This is a genomic window from Veillonella parvula, assembly GCF_018366295.1.
GTDB lineage: Bacteria > Bacillota > Negativicutes > Veillonellales > Veillonellaceae > Veillonella > Veillonella parvula_P.
In genome coordinates, this window is record NZ_JAGZIJ010000005.1 from 73,751 (window position 1) to 93,348 (window position 19,598).

The following is a 19,598-nucleotide window of genomic DNA, read 5'->3' on the forward strand; positions in this document are numbered from 1 at the left end:
TACATTTACTATATTAGAATTGTGTACCGAAGCTGAAGTGGAATTTATTTTTGTGTTTACCCACGCCATAGTCAAGTTTAACAGGACCAATTGGAGTTGTAATACGAACACCAGCACCAACGCCATAGTTAAAGGATTTTTTGCTGTTATACCATGTAACATTTGGTGCATCCCATGCATCACCAATATCACCGAATAACACACCGCTAACTTTCTTAACAATTGGGAAACGGAATTCCAATGTAGCATTGTACATCTTCTTACCACGGAATTGATCATCTTCATAACCACGTAAGGAATCAGCTCCGCCCAATGTGAACAATTGGCTATAAGGAGCATCACCTTGGATGAAACCAGCACGTGCACGGAATGCCAATACATTTTTAGCACCCAATTTCTTGTACATACGAGTTTCAGCTGTGAATTTGTAGAAGTCGAAGTCACCGCCCAAACCATGACCAGCCCATTGTGTAGTATAGGAAATACGACGACCACGAGTTGGTTCATAGATATTATCGCGAGAATCGTATACTTTTTGCCATGTTACAGAGTTAATGCGACCGAAGTTATTTTTTACATAGTTGTCAGATGCGAAGTTATAGGAACCATTATCCCAGTTTGTACCTTTACCCGCATTTTTATCATAACGGAAACCAGAGCTATCATCATCATCCCATTTATAAGAATCTTTACGGGATTCTAATGTCAAGTAATCACGAGTATATTCCCCAGTTTGACGACCGAAGGAAATATTGAAACCACGAGATTTCTTATTGTATTCTGCTACTTCATTACCATCTTCATTGTAATCTGTGTATTCATCTTCGCGGTTGAAGAAGGAGAAGCCAAGGGATGTACCTTTGCTATCGATCCAAGGTTTCAAGTAGGAGATTTGGTAGTTCTTATATTTTTTCTTACCACCGATTTCCCAGTGAACTTTAAATTTATCGCCAGTACCACGGAAGTTATCTTCACCGAATTCAACAATACCCATCAACCCATCAGATTTAGAGTAACCAGCACCTAATGTGATGGTACCAGTCTTATGTTCCAATACATCGATTTCAATAATTACATTATTTGGATCTTGTTCACCTGGCAACATACGAACGTTTACGTCATCAAAGAAACCTAAGTTATATACGCGTTCTACAGAACGACGTACCAAGAATTTATTAAAAGGTTTTCCTTTCTTTTGAACAAATTCACGAGTAATAACTTTATTGCGGGTTTTCTTGTTACCTGCTGGAATGATATCTTCTACGATACCTTCAACAATGTGTATATGAAGTACGCCTTGGTCATCTACACGGACACCATCAACATGTGCTAACATATAGCCATCGCGAGCATATGCAGCATTAATGCCTTGAACTTTTTGCCCTACGGATACAGAGTTAAGAACTTGACCTGGTTGAATGTCCATGAACTTAGTCAATACTTCGGAGGAATATACAGTATTACCTTCAAAGGAAACGCCAGTAGTAACTGGATTTACTGTTACGGCAAAGTCCAATTTTACGCCTTCAGGCACGGAAGTGAATACAGGATTTACTTCGGAGAAGTAACCAGTATTACCAAGATTAGTTACATCTTTAAATACGCCATCAACAGATACGGCATCGCCAACTTTTTCAGTTAAAATTGGCAACAAATTTGCTTGCTGTTCAGCTGTAACGCCAGATATAGATAAACCGGTAATCAATTTACCTACGTAAGGATTAACAGATTCTGCACTAGCAGATGTAACATATTGTGCTTCTACTGTTGTAACAGCTTGAGTTTGGCCATTTTCAGCAGCCTTATCAAGATCAGTACCACCAGTAGTTTTAGATACCATTTTTACTTGTTTATCATCAGTTTTTAAAGCAGCATTATTGACTGTAACAGTTCCATCAGAACCTTTTACTACAGTGCCGTCACTAGATATAGTCGTATCACCACGAGCAGCTAAGATAGCTGCATCAGTTTCATCTTGTATAGTTGTAGTAGTTGCATCAGCATTATAAACAGCTTGTGTAGTAGCTGCATCATTTGTTGTAGCAGCATTAGTCGTCGTTGTGCTATTTAAATCTGGAGTATAGCCAGCTTGTACCTCAGCAGCAAATACACTGCCTGTCCCCATGACAGCGGTCAACACGGACGCTGCAAGCATACTTTTATAAGCTTTTGGTTTAAACATAAATTCCTCCTAGAACTCATCCCCATAAAGAGTTTACATCTTATTTATAAAGACTAATAAATCTTTATCATTATAGCATAAATTGCTTGGAATGAGTACTATATTAAACAAATTTTATGAAATTAATATGACTAGAATGTGCATACCTAAGGGGTTTACACATTCTAGTCATACTCTTAAAAGCTACGTGTCCAACGACCACCTATATAATTGTTCCCTTTTGATGTATGCCATCCCGTGAACTTAAGGTTTCGTTTAACAGAATATTCTATACCATATTTATTTTGTTTGTTATTAATACCTTGAGAATAAGTCAACATGACTCTCGGTAATACATATTTACCGATTTCAATATTATAATTACTTGCCGTATCCCTATTAGTTGGCTCATCGGGATCAATTGACCCTGTTGTAATATTGATGCGGTCTAACCCAAGTGTATTTTGTAATGCATCTTGTACATAGCCAAAAGCAAACATTTGAAGCCCTGCTGTAGCCACAGCATTCACATCTTCATTTGTCAAAGTACTACTATTTGAATCTGCACCGCGGCCGAAGGTCAACATGGAAATGATTTGCTTTCTAGACAATGTAGGATTAGAGGACAATGATAAGTCCATATGATCCACTGTCCCTTTTACGCCAAGCATAATAGTGTAATTACTTACATTTGTTTCAGCCTCTAATTGTAAGTTTGGTAAATAAGAGCCACCTACGAAATGAGCATTCCCTTTTGTAATATTAAATACATGGCTCAAATACTTAAACGTGCCATTTCTAACATCGAATTGACCACTAGCAGTTGGATTTTGTAAGGATCCACCAAAATGAACATCGCCACTGATAAACATGTTGTATAAGGTGCGATCATATAAACGTACACCTTTACCCGCATGAACAGTAACATCCACCCCCATATCTTTGGTACTTTCACTAGATTGTAAGGAAAGAGGAATTTTGAATTGAATCTTTTCAAGATTTAAAGTACCAATAAGGGTCGGCAATCCATCTCGGTCAGCAATATAAAGTTCACCATTCAAAGGTCCTCTTACATATTCACTGCGAACCTCTAAGTCTTCTAGCTGAACTGCCGCCTTGTAATTAGTAAGAGTATGTCCAGACCAATTTACTTTAGCAGCCAAACCAGCTGAGCCTTTGCCCATATTAATACGGGATTGGAAATCACCTTGTTGACCAGAGAAAATTAAGTCACCATCAATACCAGTAATTTGATTTTCTACACTTGCCAATTTCATCGTACCATTACGTACCGATACAGTACCATATGCTTCAGGCTGATCAATAGTGCCTGTAATGTGAACCGTGCCTTTTAACGGACCTGTTGCCTCCTTAACACTAGTTGTAAGAAGAGGGATAACAGCCATATCTGCTTCGTTAAAATCAATAGTTACATCCATAGATTTGCTATCATTTGCTGGAATATACCCAGACGTAAAGATTGCCGCTAATGGAATCTTACCATAGACACTTAGCTTATACCCACTTTTGGCACCTTGAATTCGTTGAATCTGAATAACTTGATCTTGCATTGTAGCCAATACAAAACCTTCATCAATACCAACACCATTAAAGGACCCCGACTCTACAGCACCGGATAATTCTACTTTAGGATTCTTAGTTTCCCCAGTGATATTTACAACGCCAGTCACCCAACCAGTAGCTTGAATATCCTTACCCATAAGTGGCAAGAACGGTACTATATCAACATCCTTTAATGCAACCTGTAAGTCCGCTTGACCATCAAGATCCATCGTACCGCCTATTGCAATGAGACCTTCATCAACAGGCAGTTTCAAAGTTGTAACTTTGAATTTACGATTAGCAAGACTTGCATCGATAGTTGCATCACCAACAATCTTTTCATCAATACTTACATCATTAATCTTGCCTGTTACATTAACGCTTGGATTGTCGCGTGTACCTCCGATTTCAACAGAACCATTTAATTTGCCATCAATGTGTTCATTGGACCGGTCTAGCAAGGTTAGCAAATTCTTTACGCTACCATTAGTAACATCTAATACACCAAATAGTTGTCTACTATCATCAAACTTCATACCACCTTTAGCAGTGTAGCGACCACCATCGGCTTCAGCAAAGGTGAAATCTTGCACATTTACAACCGATTTATCTGCATAAACACGACCATGAATATCGTTCAATAATTCCCCATTAACTGATAAGGCATCGGATGAAATATAGCCATTGAATTGAGGGTTATCCACAGATCCAGTAATTTGTCCTCGACCAGATAGCAAACCATCAACTTTGTAATCCGTATTAATGAGCAATCTGCCCATATCAATTTTTTTGCCTTCAAAATCAATATTAATTGCTTCTTTAGATACTGTACCGCCACCTGTGATAGTTGCACCATAACCTTCAATATCAAATCTATAAAGCTCTAATGTATCATTCTGATAGTTATATTTTGCAAACGCATTGGTCACGAGTTTGCCATAAGCAGAACCATCCCACAAATGAGCACGACCTTCTATAATCGGATTTGCAGCCGTCCCTGTAATATGATTGTCTGTTTCAAACCAACCTGTAATAGGAACATCTGTAACAGTACGAATCACATTTTCAATACGAGCAGCCCGAGCCTTGGCATTTAGATCTAACACATCTGTATTAAGATTATACCAACCATTAACATCATAGCCCCCATCGCCATCACCAATATGTCCATTGGTGATAGTGAGAATATGGTTATCTAGCTTAATATCTCCATGGATATTATTGAATCGAGCCCCTTTATAATGTACCTCTTGCCCCCATACAGTGCCCATTACATTTGGATTATCCAATGTACCTTGTATCGCAAAAGAGGTATTCAAGGTGCCATCAACATCTTGACCAATAATAGGACTTAGTGCGGTCAATGGCAATGCATTACCGGAAATAGTGGCATCTATATTACCATTTTGGATATAGCCATATCCGCTTAGCGCCCCATCTCCTATAGTGCCTACAACGGTCATATTTGTACTATTATCAGCATGCGTAAAGTTAGCTTTTGCAGTATCAACTACAACACCGCGAATGCCTATTTGGCGACCTTCAACAGAGCCTACAACATCTGTAACTTGATTATTTTTTCCTAAGATACGCATCTCACCATCGATATTACCTGTAACCGGTGAGATCATATCTTTTGTGAAAGTGCCTAAAGGTAAATTTTGAATCTTTATAGTAGTATCAAAATCCCCTGTATCAACCACATATTGGCCCTTAACCTTTGCACTACCTTCGCCTACTGATAGGCGCACATCATCCGTACGAACTAAACCGTTATCATATACAATATCACCTTGTAAACGATCAATATAGTAACCATTATAAGAAATACCATCACTAGCAATCGTTGCATCTACACGAGGGGCTACTGTCGTGCCACCAATATGTGCACGCCCACCTACAATACCAGAAACACCGACGTCTGTTATCGCCTCTAAATCTACTTTATCGGCCACAACATTAAGATTTAAATACTCTTCATCTTTGCCTAGTGTAACTAAGCCATTGATCTTTGTTACTTGATCATTTACCCTCCAAGAACTACGACTAATAATGATTTGATCATTATTAAGCATAATGCGACCCGTGCCATCGGTAATATTATAAATTGTATTACCCCGTTTATAAGTGCCTGTTAAACCTTTAAAGCCTACATTACCACTCATAATGTATTTGCCATCTTCACTTTTAAGATTTAAATGTAAATCTTGTAACTTACCACTCGTTACAGATAGATCCTTACGAAGTGGAACAAAACTCATAATACCAGCAGTATCAATTTCATCAGCTTGTACAAAGAGATCAAAATTAGATACATTGTTCATATCAATTTTGCCATTCAAGGTAATTGCGGAACCATCTACATCAGCAGTAAAGGCACCTTTAGACATGCCACTCATATCAAGCGCCATAGTCCCATCAAGATTTTCTACATTCCTCTTTATTCCATCTTTAGTACGTAGCGCTACGCGACCATCATTAACAGTCACAGAGCCATCAAAAGTACCCGACTTATTTGGATCGGATGGTTTTACTAACTTAGTTATACTCCACGACCCATCAGCTAGTTGCCATATATGAAAATCTGGCGCCTCAACGATTACACTAGAAATAGCCGTAGCCCCTGATGTGTTGCCACCGACAATCTTCGGCAAAGAAGATAGTTTAACTCCTACAGCTACCTCTTGAGCAGTTCCAACTAAATGACCATCTCTATCTTTGATAGTCACATCTGTTAGAACAACATCACCATTCCAATTAATTCGGAGAGAATCATAGTCTATAGATCCGTTTATGACATTATTTACTTGTTCTTTAACCATAGGTGCAATGTAAGTTTGAGCCATAGGATTGATGCTGGCACCAACAATACCAGACAAACCTAAAATCGCTGCACCGATAAGGAGCCACTTTTTACGGGTCATAATGATACTCCCATACACATTATGAATAATATAAATATATATACTAATCTTACCACAGACACAGTAATAACTATAGTATTTTCAGAGTGAATTTTATAAAACCTATCAAGAACACTCATTGTCTATAATGTCCATTACAAGAAAAAAAGACGACCGAAGTCGTCTTTTTAAAGATCATATTATTGATTGCCGCCTAGTTTTGACAATTGTTCAACAGCACCACTATTAGCGATAACTTCAGCACCTTGACCTACAGGTGTAGACAATGGAACGCCTGTTAATTGTTCAAGAGCCGCAATGCTAATATTGTAATTGTAAAGAGCTTCTACATAGTTATTACGAGCTGTTGTCAACTTAGTTTCTGCATCAAGTACATCAAGGTTCGTACCAACACCTGCACGGTAACGAAGCGTAGCAATACGGAAACTTTCTTGACCTTGTGCGACTGCAGTTTGTGTACTTTGGATTGTTTGTTCAGCAGCTCGTAAATTCAAGTATGCTTTTTGTACGGCTAACAATACAGCATCAACAGTTGCCAAGTTAGCTTCTTTTGCTTGTTCAAGTTGTGCATTTGCTTTTTTAATAGCATTTTGTGTTGCACCACCATCCCATAAGTTCCAAGTAGCACTAGCACCAACACTCCAGGACTTTGTACTTGTACCAAAGTAACCATCTGGATCACCATAGCCACGACCAGCTTTTACAGCAACCGTAGGCAAATAACCCGCCTTAGCAGATTTTACAGCTTCTTCCGCAGATTTTACATCAAGAGCTGATTTAACAAGAGCGGAACGATGAAGCATAGCATATGCTTTCGCTTGCTCCAAGGTTACATTATATGGTTTATATTGTAAATCATGCTCTGCTGTAGTAATAGCTGTTTGTGCAGGGTATGCAATAACTTGATTTAAGTTCGCCTCTGCTAAATTTGCAGCATTTTGCGCTTTTACAAGAGATGTTTGAGAATCATCAAGATTTGTTTTAGCTGCCAATACATCGGAGCTCGCCACTAAACCAACATTATACTGTGCCTCTACATTAGTTACATGACCTTGATAATCTTTAACAGCTTGTTGTGCTACATCTACCATATTACGGCTCATAATCAATGTATAATAACCGTTAAGAGCATCATATTTTGCTTGTTGTAAAGCCTCTTCATAGCTAGCACCAGTACCTTCACGAGTATAACGTGCAGAATCAATGCTTGCATCGAGTTGTGGATTGAATACAGGCGCACTAATGGAGAAGTTATGACTACCAGATTTGCCACTACCTGTGTCACCGCCCGTTTTTTGAGCACTCCAACCATAACTAACACTTGGATTCTTACCAGCTGCTACTTGGCTTACTGCAGATTTAGCAGCTTCATAACCCCATTTAGTTTGCTTAGCTGTACGATTATTAGCTAATGCTAAATCAACCGTACGGGCTTCGTTTAAAGCTAATGTACGTTCATAGGTTTTACTGTCTAAAACAGATTTTTCTGCTAATTGCTTTTGTGTTAATTGAATAGCTTCTTTTTGATATTTGCTTAATTGGTCTCCGTTGTTAACGGATGTAGTTACTACATCAGCGGCGAATGCACCAGTAGTAACTAAAGAAAGCATTACACCTAAGGAAAGAACCTTTTTATTCATAATATGTACCTCCATACTCATATAGAGTAAATGTGTTAGTCATTAGAATACTTGTTTAATACCGAAATAGGTACCTCCATTCGTAGAACTGAACGGTCTGGTCATTTGAATAACGCCATAGGTATCTTTATGCAAACGTATATCACTACGAATACGATATTTACGATGATTAAGGTCATATAGCGCGGCTGATAAGGACACAGGACCACGGAGGTTATAATCCACCCCAAGACCCAATTCACTTTCAAAAATACCACCACGCACTAACCATTTAGAACTAATAAATCGACCTGCATTCAGATCAAAAGTAGTATCATCACCCATATTAGAAAGGCCAATTTCAGCCATTCCTTTATTGTTAAAGGCACGTACTCTACCATTGACACGGAATTCATTATCCGTTGTGTTATACAACAAATCTACAGATGGTTCAATCTTGGTAGATGACTTTTTTTCAGTCATACCAACCTCTACACTATTTCCATTTACATCCGTTTGGTACGCCTTTCCGCCCATCAGTTTATTGATGCGAGCTGAAATCTGTGCCGTATTATGTAAAGTCTCCTTAATATTTTCTTGTGCTTTAGGATCTGTTACAGTTGATTCCATGGTACGAGCCATATTATCTACACGATCAGTAGTTTGTTTTAAATTAGTTAAAATAGCACGCATATCATTGCCTGCATTACCATCAGCATTAAACTGTTGTGCTGCTTGATTTAGCTGAGCCGTTACATCCGCCATATTTTGTGTAATAGCTACCGCATTATCAGCCATCACAGCTGTAGATTGCAAAGAATATTTAAGTGCACTTTGAGTTGCAGGATCACCAATAATACTATTAATAGACTGTAGCATCTTCTCAGTACCATCCATTAATTTTTGTGCACTCTGCATGGCCTTATCCACAGCATCAACGCCTTCACCTTTAACGGAGTCACCATCTTGTAAATATACTTTAGACTGTCCTGGTGAAATTTGAATAAATTTATCACCTAAAAAACCATCTGACCCCAAGGAAAAGATTGAGTCACTTGGAATCTGCGTTTTTTCATCAAGTTTCATCTTAACCACAACGCCACGCGGTGTAATTTCAATATCAGAAACAGTCCCGATGGCCACGCCGGAAAATTTAACCTGATTCCCATTTTTTAGGCCATTTACTTGAGTGAAATCACCTGTAATTGTCATTTGCGGTTTAGCCCAAATATCGATACGGCCTACAAATAGTATGCCTGCAATAAATAGAACTATACCTATTATTGTAAAAGCCCCTACCTTGGCCTCCGTCGTCCACTTCATTATATATCTCCCATCGCAGATTCGTTAATCGGCTCTGCTTCACCATGAATAAATTGTTGTACCTTCTTATTTGTAGAATTCTTAAATTCTATTGTATCAGAAATTTCTACAAAATGCCCCTGATCGAGTAAAGCTATGCGGTCAGCAACATAAAATGCTGACTGCATATCATGTGTTACCACGATAGAAGTACAACCAAGCCGATTCTGCATCCCCTTAATTAGCATACTAATCGTACCTGATGTAATAGGATCTAACCCTGATGAAGGTTCATCATAAAGAATTAAACTCGGATCTAGTGCTATAGCACGAGCTAAGCTAACCCGCTTTTTCATACCACCAGATAACTCATTAGGCATATAGGACTCATATCCCTTTAAACCAACCCAATCAAGTCTTTCTGCCACAATGCGTTTGATTTCGTCATCCTTTAACTTCGTATGTTGACGCAAACCAAAAGCTACGTTCTCACCTACCGACATAGAATCAAACAAAGCTGAATATTGGAATACCATCCCCATTTTTCTTCGTACCGTATTAAATTCATCTTCAGATAATGTAGTTATATCTGTGCCATCTACGATAATCTGCCCTGATGTAGGACGTTGTAAACCTATTAATAAGCGAAGTAATGTACTTTTACCACTACCACTGCCGCCTAATATAACTAACGTCTCCCCATCATTAATAGTGAGATTAACAGAGTCTAAAATCACACGTGACTCGTAGGCAACTACAACATTGCGTAGTTCAATCATAAATCCCTCTAAAAATATCCACTAAAATAACAATGTAGATAAAAAGTAATTTAATACAAATACTAGAATAATACTAGTTACTACAGAACTAGTAGTGGAAAAACCAACAGCTTCTGCGCCCATTTTAGTTTCCATGCCCTTATAAGCACCTACCAATGCAATGACAGCACCAAACACACTAGACTTTATAAGTCCTAAGGTGAAATCTGAAATGGTAGAAAACATTTGAATAGAATCTAAATATGTACTAGGCGCCAAACCCTTGATAACAGTGGCTACAAAGTAACCACCGGCAATACCGATAACAACACCATAAAATGCCAAAATTGGCACCATAATCATACACGCTACTACACGTGGTACCACGAGGTAACCAACAGGATCAACAGCCATAACACGTAGGGCATCAATTTGTTCTGTTACCTTCATTGTACCAATTTCAGCCGTGATAGCTGCGCCAACACGGCCGGCTAATACTACACCAACTAAGATAGGACCCAATTCACGGCCCATAGCTACAGCCATAAGGCCACCTACTGTACTTTGAGCACCATAGGTAATGAGTACATCTGTAATCTGTAAGGTCATAACGGCACCAGCAAAGAGTAGAGTTAAGCTAATAATAGGCAAGGAGTCTACCCCTAAGTGAGCCATCTGTTGAAATACATGCCACAGATTAATCATTTTTAATTGTTTTATTGTTTGCCACACTAATAATGTAGCACTACCCATCTGCGATAAGCCGTTTATGACGACTCGACCTATCGATTCTAGCCAACTCAACAGTCTATCCCTTTCCCTTACAGTTTCAACTTATTCAGCTGTATTTGTTCCACCAGCATTAGCCTCATCTTTTTTATTGGTTTCTTTCGACTCTTTTTTAGAATCCTTTTTAGACTCAGCTTTATCCGTTTTATCTTTTTTAGATTGATCTTCCAATTCTAACTTGCGTTCCATCTTAATCTGATGTTTCGCTTCTTTGACACGTTTTGCTAATTCTTTATCCCGATCAGCAGGCTTCATTACATGAATCGTAAATTGACCATCACCTTGCACAATGTACTCAGTATCAACAGCAGTCTTTTCAGGTTTCTTTTCATCATCCTTACTAGAACTCAAATCTTCTTGACCTGTTTTTTTCTTTACATCCCCTGGCATAGGTTTTAATTCCACATCTTTAAGCTTAGCCTTTTTAACAGATTGAGAGCCATCTTCATCAACTAAGCTGATACCATCTTCCAAAAATTCTACAACGATTTGATTATTTGTATCTGTCTTTTGAATTTCATCATAAAGCTCATCAAAATCTTTATGAACTTTCAAACGGCGTAAAATTTCATCTGTTAAATTATATTTCTGTTTTTCCAATACGTATGGCAATGGAATCTCGCCACCGCCACGCACCTCTAAGGTATATTTACCAATAGCTTGATCTTCAGGTACCTTAAAGAAAATTTGTTTAATAACCTTTTCACCGCGGAACGGCTCTAATGTTACATCTACTACGATAGTATCCCCAGGAGAAACTACAGTAGACGAAGCAGAAGCATCGATAAGCTTTGCTGTTTTCTTATCTTGCGTTACGTTGGTTTCAACCGAAATATCCGAAATTTCATAGTTGATGAATCGATTGTTCATAAGAACATCAATGACATTATAAAATTCATCAACTGCTTTTTCACTAATGGAATCAGAGCTGTAGAACATATTTGTCCGCGTTAATGGCTTATGTTCTTTCCCTTTTGGCGTAATAGTATAAGAAATTGTAGCCGTACCAGAGCCACTGCGATCCAATGTTTTATTCAACATATTGTATAAGGCTGTAGCTGCTAAAGTTGGTGTCATTTCACCATCTTCAATAACCTTGACGGAACTAGTTCTATCACGGCCCATATCAATATCCTTTAAATGGAATCGCAATGGAATACCTGGCGAAATCACGCCTGATACACCTGCAATACCGGCACCTCTATCTTCAGTAACAGAACCAATCTCTTTACCCATAGAGCCAAGCTTAAAGGCAGCATTATAGCTTTTTACAACGGTAAAGATACTTGCATTGTGCATAAAATAGTTAGAAGAACCATGTTTTAAGAATGGATGACCAAAGGCAACAACCTTTTCACCATCTACATGAGTAACAGTACCAATAGCGCCCAATTTAAGGTCACCATCAACTAGCAAAGCCGCTACCGAGCCACCAGCTTCTAAAGGTTTTGCAATTTCATCACCACTAGCACTTGCGGTGTCATATGTTTCATATTTATATTGTGGTAACTTCGATTTAAAGTATTCCATTGATGCCGCATCGAAGCCATACGCCATAAGTGGAGTACCTAAAGGAATCAATTGTGTATCATCCCAAGGTTTAGATAAGTTTTTCTCATATGGTATATTCCATAGTTTGACCATATCCTCAATAGGAGTAATCATACCTATCGTACCATCCGCAAACCCCCAGCCATAAGCAACAGCCCCAACAAGTTTACCATTTATATATACAGGGCTACCACTCATACCATGCGCAATGCCACCAGTTTGATCCATAACGGGTCCGGAAAACTTGGCTAAAATAAGATGACCAGATGGTCCCTTATCCTTCATGACACCCAGTACCTTTACATCAAAGGTGGAAATAGTATCCCCTACGATTACAGTTTTTGCAATACCTTCCATACCTGTTGTTACATCATTGACAGGCATAAAATCAATAGCCTGTGCAGTTGTAAGTGAAGTACAGAAGAAAAGCGCCAGTATCGCTTTTCTATACCGACGCCAAGAATGAGAAAACTTCATTCCTTCTCTCCTTTATTTACTTTCTACAGTGACAACGATTTGATCACGAGAAACGTCTGAACCCACTGTAACATTAACCGCCGTTACAGTACCAGTTACAGTAGATTTAGCAGCAGCCATAGGACCAGCCAATGTCTCTACAGTCACCAATGTTTGGCCTTCTGTTACAGAAGTACCAACAGAAACTGTAGAAGCAACTTTACCTGTTAATACACTTTGGTATGATACAGGGGCCGCCATTACAGAGCTAACACTTAAAATGCCTAATGCAGCTAAAGCTAACACTACTCTTTTCATAACGATCCCTCCTTTTACAAAATTAGTTATGTATTTATAGTATACTAAATTATTAGTAATATTTCAAACAGAATTGTATGCAACGAATCTATTTTATAATTACTATATCCTCATAACTCATAGGTGCAGAAGATTTGTGTACATAATCATCATTGATAACTATATCAATGCTACCTTGATTTGATAATTCAGCGCCATCAACAACACCTAATTTAGACAATAACTGAGCTCCTTCTTTTTGAGTCACACCTACAGATTGAAGTTCGGATTTATCAACTGTTAGCACAACTAAATCGTGTTCCTTTGTGGTTCCAATGAAGCTACGACCTTTGTTATTAGATTCATCAGCACCTACATAGCGACCGCCTTTCATCACCATAGTGCCCACTTCTAAACTAGCTCCACCGGTAGTACTAACTTGAGCAAGTTCTTCTCTATTTTGAATCGTAATAGGTGTTCCAACTTTTAATTTACGTAAAGCACTTCCAGATTCGCCATGACCAGACAATACGTATTGGTTTTCCCCAATTTTAGAATTTCCCTTTTGTTTACTAATAACCTTGCCATTAACTACAGTCACTTCATAACCATATTCATTGGTCTTTGTAGAAGGACCATAAGTTGACGTATAAAGGGTCAAGGCATTCTCTTTACGAACCGTATCAACGGAGGTGATTACAAAACTCTCATTCTTTGTTTTAGCTTGAAGTAAAGGTTTTTTCTCTTCTATAAAATATCCTCTATTAGGCGTATATCGTAACGTACCACGATTAGAAATACGCTCTAAATCAATGGCTCCATCACTCGCCACTGAGTAAGGTCGTTCAAAACTGCCCCCTTTTACCTTTGCTCCAATGATAGCTGTATGAGCTTGAGTAACAGAAGATAATGGTTTACCTTCTGGAACATGCGCCACCACCATAGGTGAATCATTATCTACGGCCAATGCAAAGGCTTGAATTTTCCCTTCAGCTACGGTGTTATTAATTTTGCTATACGTTACAGATTTATTTACATCTTTTGTAGTCTGTTGCGCATAGCCAGAAAATAAATCCACTACTATACGCGAAGGCTTTTCTAATGCAAACTCATGATGTTGTACATCCTTATTCGCTGTTAATGTTACTCGTAAGGCCCCATTAACCGGTTGTAAGCCAATGCCTTTAAGAACTCCCGTTTTTTTATCATTTTGTGATATGGGGCCAGTTAAACCATTTGTAGTACCCCCTAAGTTCAATGTAAGAGCATGTGTTTCTTCATTATAGGATTGAGTCCAAGATACAGGCATTTCAGATACATCTAAAACAATTCGGCTTGTACCTTCATGATTAGATACGCGCACCCCTGTTAAATTACCGGCCTCAGCATGAGGAACGGTACTACCCAGTAGACCTAAAACAGCAAAAGTCATATACAGATATCGTTTCATCTTTAATTCCTCTATAGCTATAAACCATAATAATGGCCTTATATCATTACATCAATTTTACGCAATATACTTTTACTATAGTATACAGCATAAAGATGAAAAATTCAAAAAATAAACGAAAAACGAGGTTACAGTCTAAAGATACTCCATACATAAAATAGAATAACTGTAGACCATAACCTCGTCAATTTAAGCTTACATCATCATGGTATATTATTGTAACTATATTATTGTAACTCATCTAATGTATCACGAAGCTGTGACATTTCATCTAAAGCCTTTGCAACACCTTTAATTACTGCATATCTTGGAGATTCTACAAGGTATGCCGCGATTCCAATAGAACGTGTAATAACACGGTCTAATCCATCGATGAGCGCGCCACCACCAGTAAGAATAATACCATGATCGTTGATAGCGGCCACAAGTTCCGGTGGAGTTTTTTCTAGAATAGACTTAACGCCTTCCAAAACATTCATCACTTGTGCTTCTAGAGCACGTTGAATCTCTAAAGAATTCACCGCGACCATCTTTGGTAATCCAGAACTTGAATCTCGTCCTCGTACCTCAATCGTGCGCTCCTTTGCACGGCGATCCACAGTCCCTACAGAAATTTTAATTTTCTCTGCTGTTAGCGGACCAATAACCAAGCGTTTCTTACGACGGATATAGCGAATAATAGATTCGTTAAAAGAATCTCCACCGATGCGAAGTGATTCACTTACAACTACACCCGTATCACAAAGAACGGCAATATCCGTAGTGCCACCGCCAACATCGACAACCATCGCCCCTACGTGCTTAGCATCATTGAGACCAGTCCCCATAGCAGCAGCCAATGGTTCTTCAATAAGGACTGTCTTTTTTGCACCAGTTCTGAGTAAAGCTTCCAAAATAGCGCGTTTTTCAACTGGTGTAATGCCCGACGGAACACATACAATAATACGCGTCTTCATCAATCTAGAAGCAGGTACAACGGAGCGAATAAAGTACTTCAACATGAATTCTGTCATATCATAATCTGCAATAACGCCCGCTTGAACTGGACGGATGACGGAAATCCCTTTTGGAGTACGGCCCACCATAGAACGTGCAGCCTCACCTAAAGCAAGAATATCACCAGTTTTATCATCCCGTGCAATATACGCAGGTTCATCTAATACCAAGCCTTTACCCTTCGCAAAAATGAGGATATTTGCAGTCCCTAAATCAATTCCCAAATCGAAGTTTAAGGATCGATTTAAACGACTCATAAAATCCCCAACTTGCTCAGGTCGAACTAAACGTTTTAATGTCATGGCTGGTGTTGTTTTAGCAATCGCTACAGTCTCACGACTACGTCGTTCAGCACGGCGCATTTTTGTAACTTTAATCATGGTCTCACGCATATTGGAGGCCAAATGATTAGCTTGCTTTGCCACGCCATTTGAAAGCTTAGTAGACTTACGTTTTGTCCTTCTCAATGGTTTGCGTGTAGTACTCACTTTCGAATTTTCAACCTTTGCAGCACCTAAGTTCTGTTGCTCGTTGTATAAAGCCGGCCCTTTAGAGCGCCGGCTTCTTTTCTTTTTATTTTGTTTTGGCTGTGTACTCTTATTCGTCAACCCGAACAATATCAGCACCTAACCTTTGCAATTTACCTACAAAATCATCATAACCTCGGTCAATATGATGTAAACGACCGACTTCTGTTCTACCTTCTGCAGTCAATGCAGCACATACAAGCGCCGCTCCAGCACGCAAATCAGTAGCATTTACTATAGCCCCATGTAAGCTTGGCATACCTTCGACAATAGCTTGACGATTGTCGATGTCAATATGCGCCCCCATTTTACGAAGTTCAGCAACATGCATAAAACGATTTTCAAATACAGTTTCTGTTACTGTACTAGTGCCTTCCGCAATCGTAGTAAGAGCCATAAATTGAGCTTGCATATCTGTTGGGAATCCAGGGTATGGCAATGTTTTAATGTCCACAGCTTTAATACCTTTACCACTACTGATAACGCGAATGCCGTCGATTTCTTCCTCTACTGTTACACCAGCTTCCTTTAATTTAGCCACTACTGGTTTTAGATGTTCTGGCAATGCATTTTCTACGAATACATCACCACCTGCCATAGCAGCTGCGATTAAATATGTACCAGCTTCAATGCGGTCAGGAATAACTGTATGAATAGCACCGTGTAATTGAGGTACACCTTCAATACGAATCACATTTGTACCAGCTCCGCGAATATTAGCACCCATAGCATTTAAGAATGTAGCTAAATCAACAATTTCAGGCTCTTCTGCAGCATTTTCGATAACGGTTTTACCTTTCGCCATAGAAGCAGCCATAATTACATTCTCTGTAGCCCCCACACTTGGAAAATCCAAATAAATTTGAGTCCCTTTAAGTCCTTCCGGTGCATGAGCATATACGTAATCTTCAGTAATTTCAATTTTTGCACCTAATGCTTCAAATGCTTTTAAGTGAAGATCAATGGGGCGTGCACCGATAGCACATCCACCAGGCATTGAGATTTTAGCCTCCCCTTTACGAGCCAAAAGTGGACCCATGACAAGGAAGGATGCACGCATTTTACGTACAAGTTCATAAGGAGCTTCCGTAGCAGTCAATGTAGAAGCATCAAAAACAATTTCACCATCTGCATTATTACGAGCGATTTTAACCCCCAAAGACTCGATAACTTGGCAAATCGTGCCTACATCTTCTAAATTTGGAATTTCAAGCAATTTACTAGGCGTTGATGCTAGCAAAGTACCGGCAATAATAGGGAGTACTGCATTTTTAGCACTACTAACACGTACACGTCCTTCCAATCGATTGCCACCTTGAATGATTAACTTTTCCAACAGAATTCCTCCTACACTTTATATCGTTCATCTTGTATAAGCTACAAGACCTTGTATTTATAACGTCATATACTAAATGTTATTATACTATTTTTCGATATATCTCATCAAGAGAATGAGAGAAAATACAAAGAAAAAAAAGCCCTGAATATATCTCAAAAATTTGTGCCAAATTTTTGAGTATATTTCAGGGCTTTATTCTTATTTAGCTTTTAATGTTTTAAGTTTATGATCCATATGCACTGTATCAAGGAAACGAACCGTACCAGTTTTAGACCGCATCACAATAGTATGTGTACGCGCACCACCTGGGAAATATTGAATTGGATTTAATAAGTTACCACGTGTAATGGCAGTAGCCGCAAAAATAACATCATCAGTACGAACTAAATCATTTAATGTGAGCACTTGGTTTACATCGGCAATGCCCATTTCATGGCAACGACGAATTTCTTCTTCCGTTTCTGGTTTTAAGCGAGCTTGCATATCGCCGCCTACACATTTTAAGGCTGCAGCCGCTAATACACCTTCAGGTGCACCACCAGTACCTACAACCATGTGCACCCCAGAACCTTCGATACAACATTCCATAGCTGGATTAACATCACCATCAGAAATGAGCATAATACGAGCCCCTACTTCACGAGCCTCTTTCATCAAGCCTTGATGACGCTCACGATCAAGCATAACCAACGTGATTTCATCTACATTACGTTCCATTTTAGCCGCTACATTTTTGATATTTTCGGTCAAAGATTTCGTAATATCGATAGCACCTGCACCTCGAGGACCAACACAAAGTTTCTCCATGTACATATCCGGTGCATGTAACAAGCCACCTTTTTCTGCAATCGCCATAACTGCAATAGCACCATTTTGACCTTTAGCAATCAAGTTTGTCCCTTCAATAGGATCAACAGCGATATCTACTTCTGGTCCGCCAGCACCTACGTGTTCTCCGATATAAAGCATAGGAGCTTCATCAATTTCGCCTTCTCCGATAACCACAGTACCAGAAATGCGAACAGAATCAAACGCTTGACGCATAGCATCTACAGCAAGACCATCGGCTGCATCCTTTTGCCCACGGCCAAGCAAACGACCGCTACGCAAAGCTGCGGCTTCAACGACACGAGCAAATTCCAAAGATAATGTACGATCCATAATGGGCCTCCTTATAAGTCCTCTATGTATTGATATGACTCTTACCTAGAGTCTCTAACTTATTGATTAGCTTGTTTCCAATCTTCCATAAATTTTGCAAGTCCTGCATCAGTCAACGGATGTTTCATAGCTTGCATGAGTACTTTAAATGGAACAGTTGCAATATGAGCACCTGCTTTAGCACATTGAATAATATGCAGCGGAGTTCTCACACTTGCAGCAATAATTTCAGTTTCAATTTCATGAATAGCGAAAATATCTGTAATATCTTGAATCAATGTAAGACCATCCATGCTGATATCATCAATACGACCCACAAATGGACTCACATAACTTGCACCTGCACGAGCAGCTAATAAGGCTTGGTTTGCAGAAAAAATCAAAGTCACATTCGTTTTAATGCCTTCTTTGCTCAAAATAGCAACGGCTTTAAGACCTTCTGGAGTCATAGGAACTTTAATAACCACATTAGAGCCTAATTTCACAAGGTCATGTGCTTCCGCCACCATGCCTTCAGCATCAGAGGAAATAACCTCTGCGCTAACAGGTCCATCAACAAGGTTTACAATTTCAGAAATAACTTGTTTCAAATCGCGTTTAGCTTTCACGATAAGCGATGGGTTTGTAGTTACGCCATCAATAAAACCAAAATCATAGGCCTCTTTAATCTCATCAAATTCTGCTGTATCAATAAAGAATCTCATA

Annotated in this window: 13 protein-coding genes; all 13 read right to left on the reverse strand. The window is 39.0% G+C overall.

Features of this window, described 5'->3' with window-relative positions; genetic code table 11:
• Nucleotides 1–13: 13 nt before the first annotated feature.
• Entirely contained in the window at nucleotides 14–2,182 is a 2,169-nt protein-coding gene (locus KHY58_RS06060; protein WP_004695462.1) for a BamA/OMP85 family outer membrane protein, read from the reverse strand.
• A 176-nt stretch (nucleotides 2,183–2,358) separates the two neighbouring features.
• A complete protein-coding gene (locus KHY58_RS06065) occupies nucleotides 2,359–6,648 on the reverse strand; it encodes a translocation/assembly module TamB domain-containing protein (RefSeq protein ID WP_278472513.1) in 4,290 nt (1,429 codons plus the stop codon).
• 179 nt (nucleotides 6,649–6,827) lie between these two features.
• Nucleotides 6,828–8,288, reverse strand: coding sequence for a TolC family protein (locus KHY58_RS06070; protein WP_004695458.1), 1,461 nt, complete (start codon nucleotides 8,286–8,288; stop codon nucleotides 6,828–6,830).
• Nucleotides 8,289–8,330: 42 nt separating this feature from the next.
• Nucleotides 8,331–9,590: an MlaD family protein gene (locus KHY58_RS06075; protein WP_024061015.1), complete on the reverse strand. Its 1,260-nt coding sequence runs from the start codon at nucleotides 9,588–9,590 to the stop codon at nucleotides 8,331–8,333.
• Entirely contained in the window at nucleotides 9,590–10,348 is a 759-nt protein-coding gene (locus KHY58_RS06080) for an ABC transporter ATP-binding protein (RefSeq protein WP_004695454.1), read from the reverse strand. The genes KHY58_RS06075 and KHY58_RS06080 overlap by 1 nt, the downstream gene beginning before the upstream one ends.
• A gap of 21 nt (nucleotides 10,349–10,369) precedes the next feature.
• Nucleotides 10,370–11,131: an MlaE family ABC transporter permease gene (locus KHY58_RS06085; protein WP_004695453.1), complete on the reverse strand. Its 762-nt coding sequence runs from the start codon at nucleotides 11,129–11,131 to the stop codon at nucleotides 10,370–10,372.
• 30 nt (nucleotides 11,132–11,161) lie between these two features.
• Nucleotides 11,162–13,144, reverse strand: coding sequence for a SpoIVB peptidase S55 domain-containing protein (locus tag KHY58_RS06090; RefSeq protein WP_278472516.1), 1,983 nt, complete (start codon nucleotides 13,142–13,144; stop codon nucleotides 11,162–11,164).
• A gap of 12 nt (nucleotides 13,145–13,156) precedes the next feature.
• A complete protein-coding gene (locus KHY58_RS06095) occupies nucleotides 13,157–13,441 on the reverse strand; it encodes a biotin/lipoyl-containing protein (protein ID WP_004695449.1) in 285 nt (94 codons plus the stop codon).
• Between the two features lie 88 nt (nucleotides 13,442–13,529).
• Nucleotides 13,530–14,870 (reverse strand): phosphodiester glycosidase family protein, encoded by a 1,341-nt coding sequence (locus tag KHY58_RS06100; protein WP_278472518.1) that lies wholly within the window; start codon nucleotides 14,868–14,870, stop codon nucleotides 13,530–13,532.
• A gap of 227 nt (nucleotides 14,871–15,097) precedes the next feature.
• Entirely contained in the window at nucleotides 15,098–16,483 is a 1,386-nt protein-coding gene (locus KHY58_RS06105; RefSeq protein ID WP_012864056.1) for a rod shape-determining protein, read from the reverse strand.
• Nucleotides 16,464–17,729 carry a UDP-N-acetylglucosamine 1-carboxyvinyltransferase gene (murA, locus tag KHY58_RS06110; protein ID WP_278472520.1) on the reverse strand — a complete coding sequence of 422 codons (1,266 nt, stop codon included), beginning with the start codon at nucleotides 17,727–17,729 and terminating at the stop codon, nucleotides 16,464–16,466. The genes KHY58_RS06105 and murA overlap by 20 nt, the downstream gene beginning before the upstream one ends.
• Nucleotides 17,730–17,930: 201 nt before the next feature.
• Nucleotides 17,931–18,893 (reverse strand): class II fructose-bisphosphatase, encoded by a 963-nt coding sequence (gene glpX, locus KHY58_RS06115; protein ID WP_004695442.1) that lies wholly within the window; start codon nucleotides 18,891–18,893, stop codon nucleotides 17,931–17,933.
• Between the two features lie 59 nt (nucleotides 18,894–18,952).
• Entirely contained in the window at nucleotides 18,953–19,597 is a 645-nt protein-coding gene (gene fsa / locus KHY58_RS06120) for a fructose-6-phosphate aldolase (RefSeq protein WP_058948504.1), read from the reverse strand.
• Nucleotide 19,598: the final 1 nt, after the last annotated feature.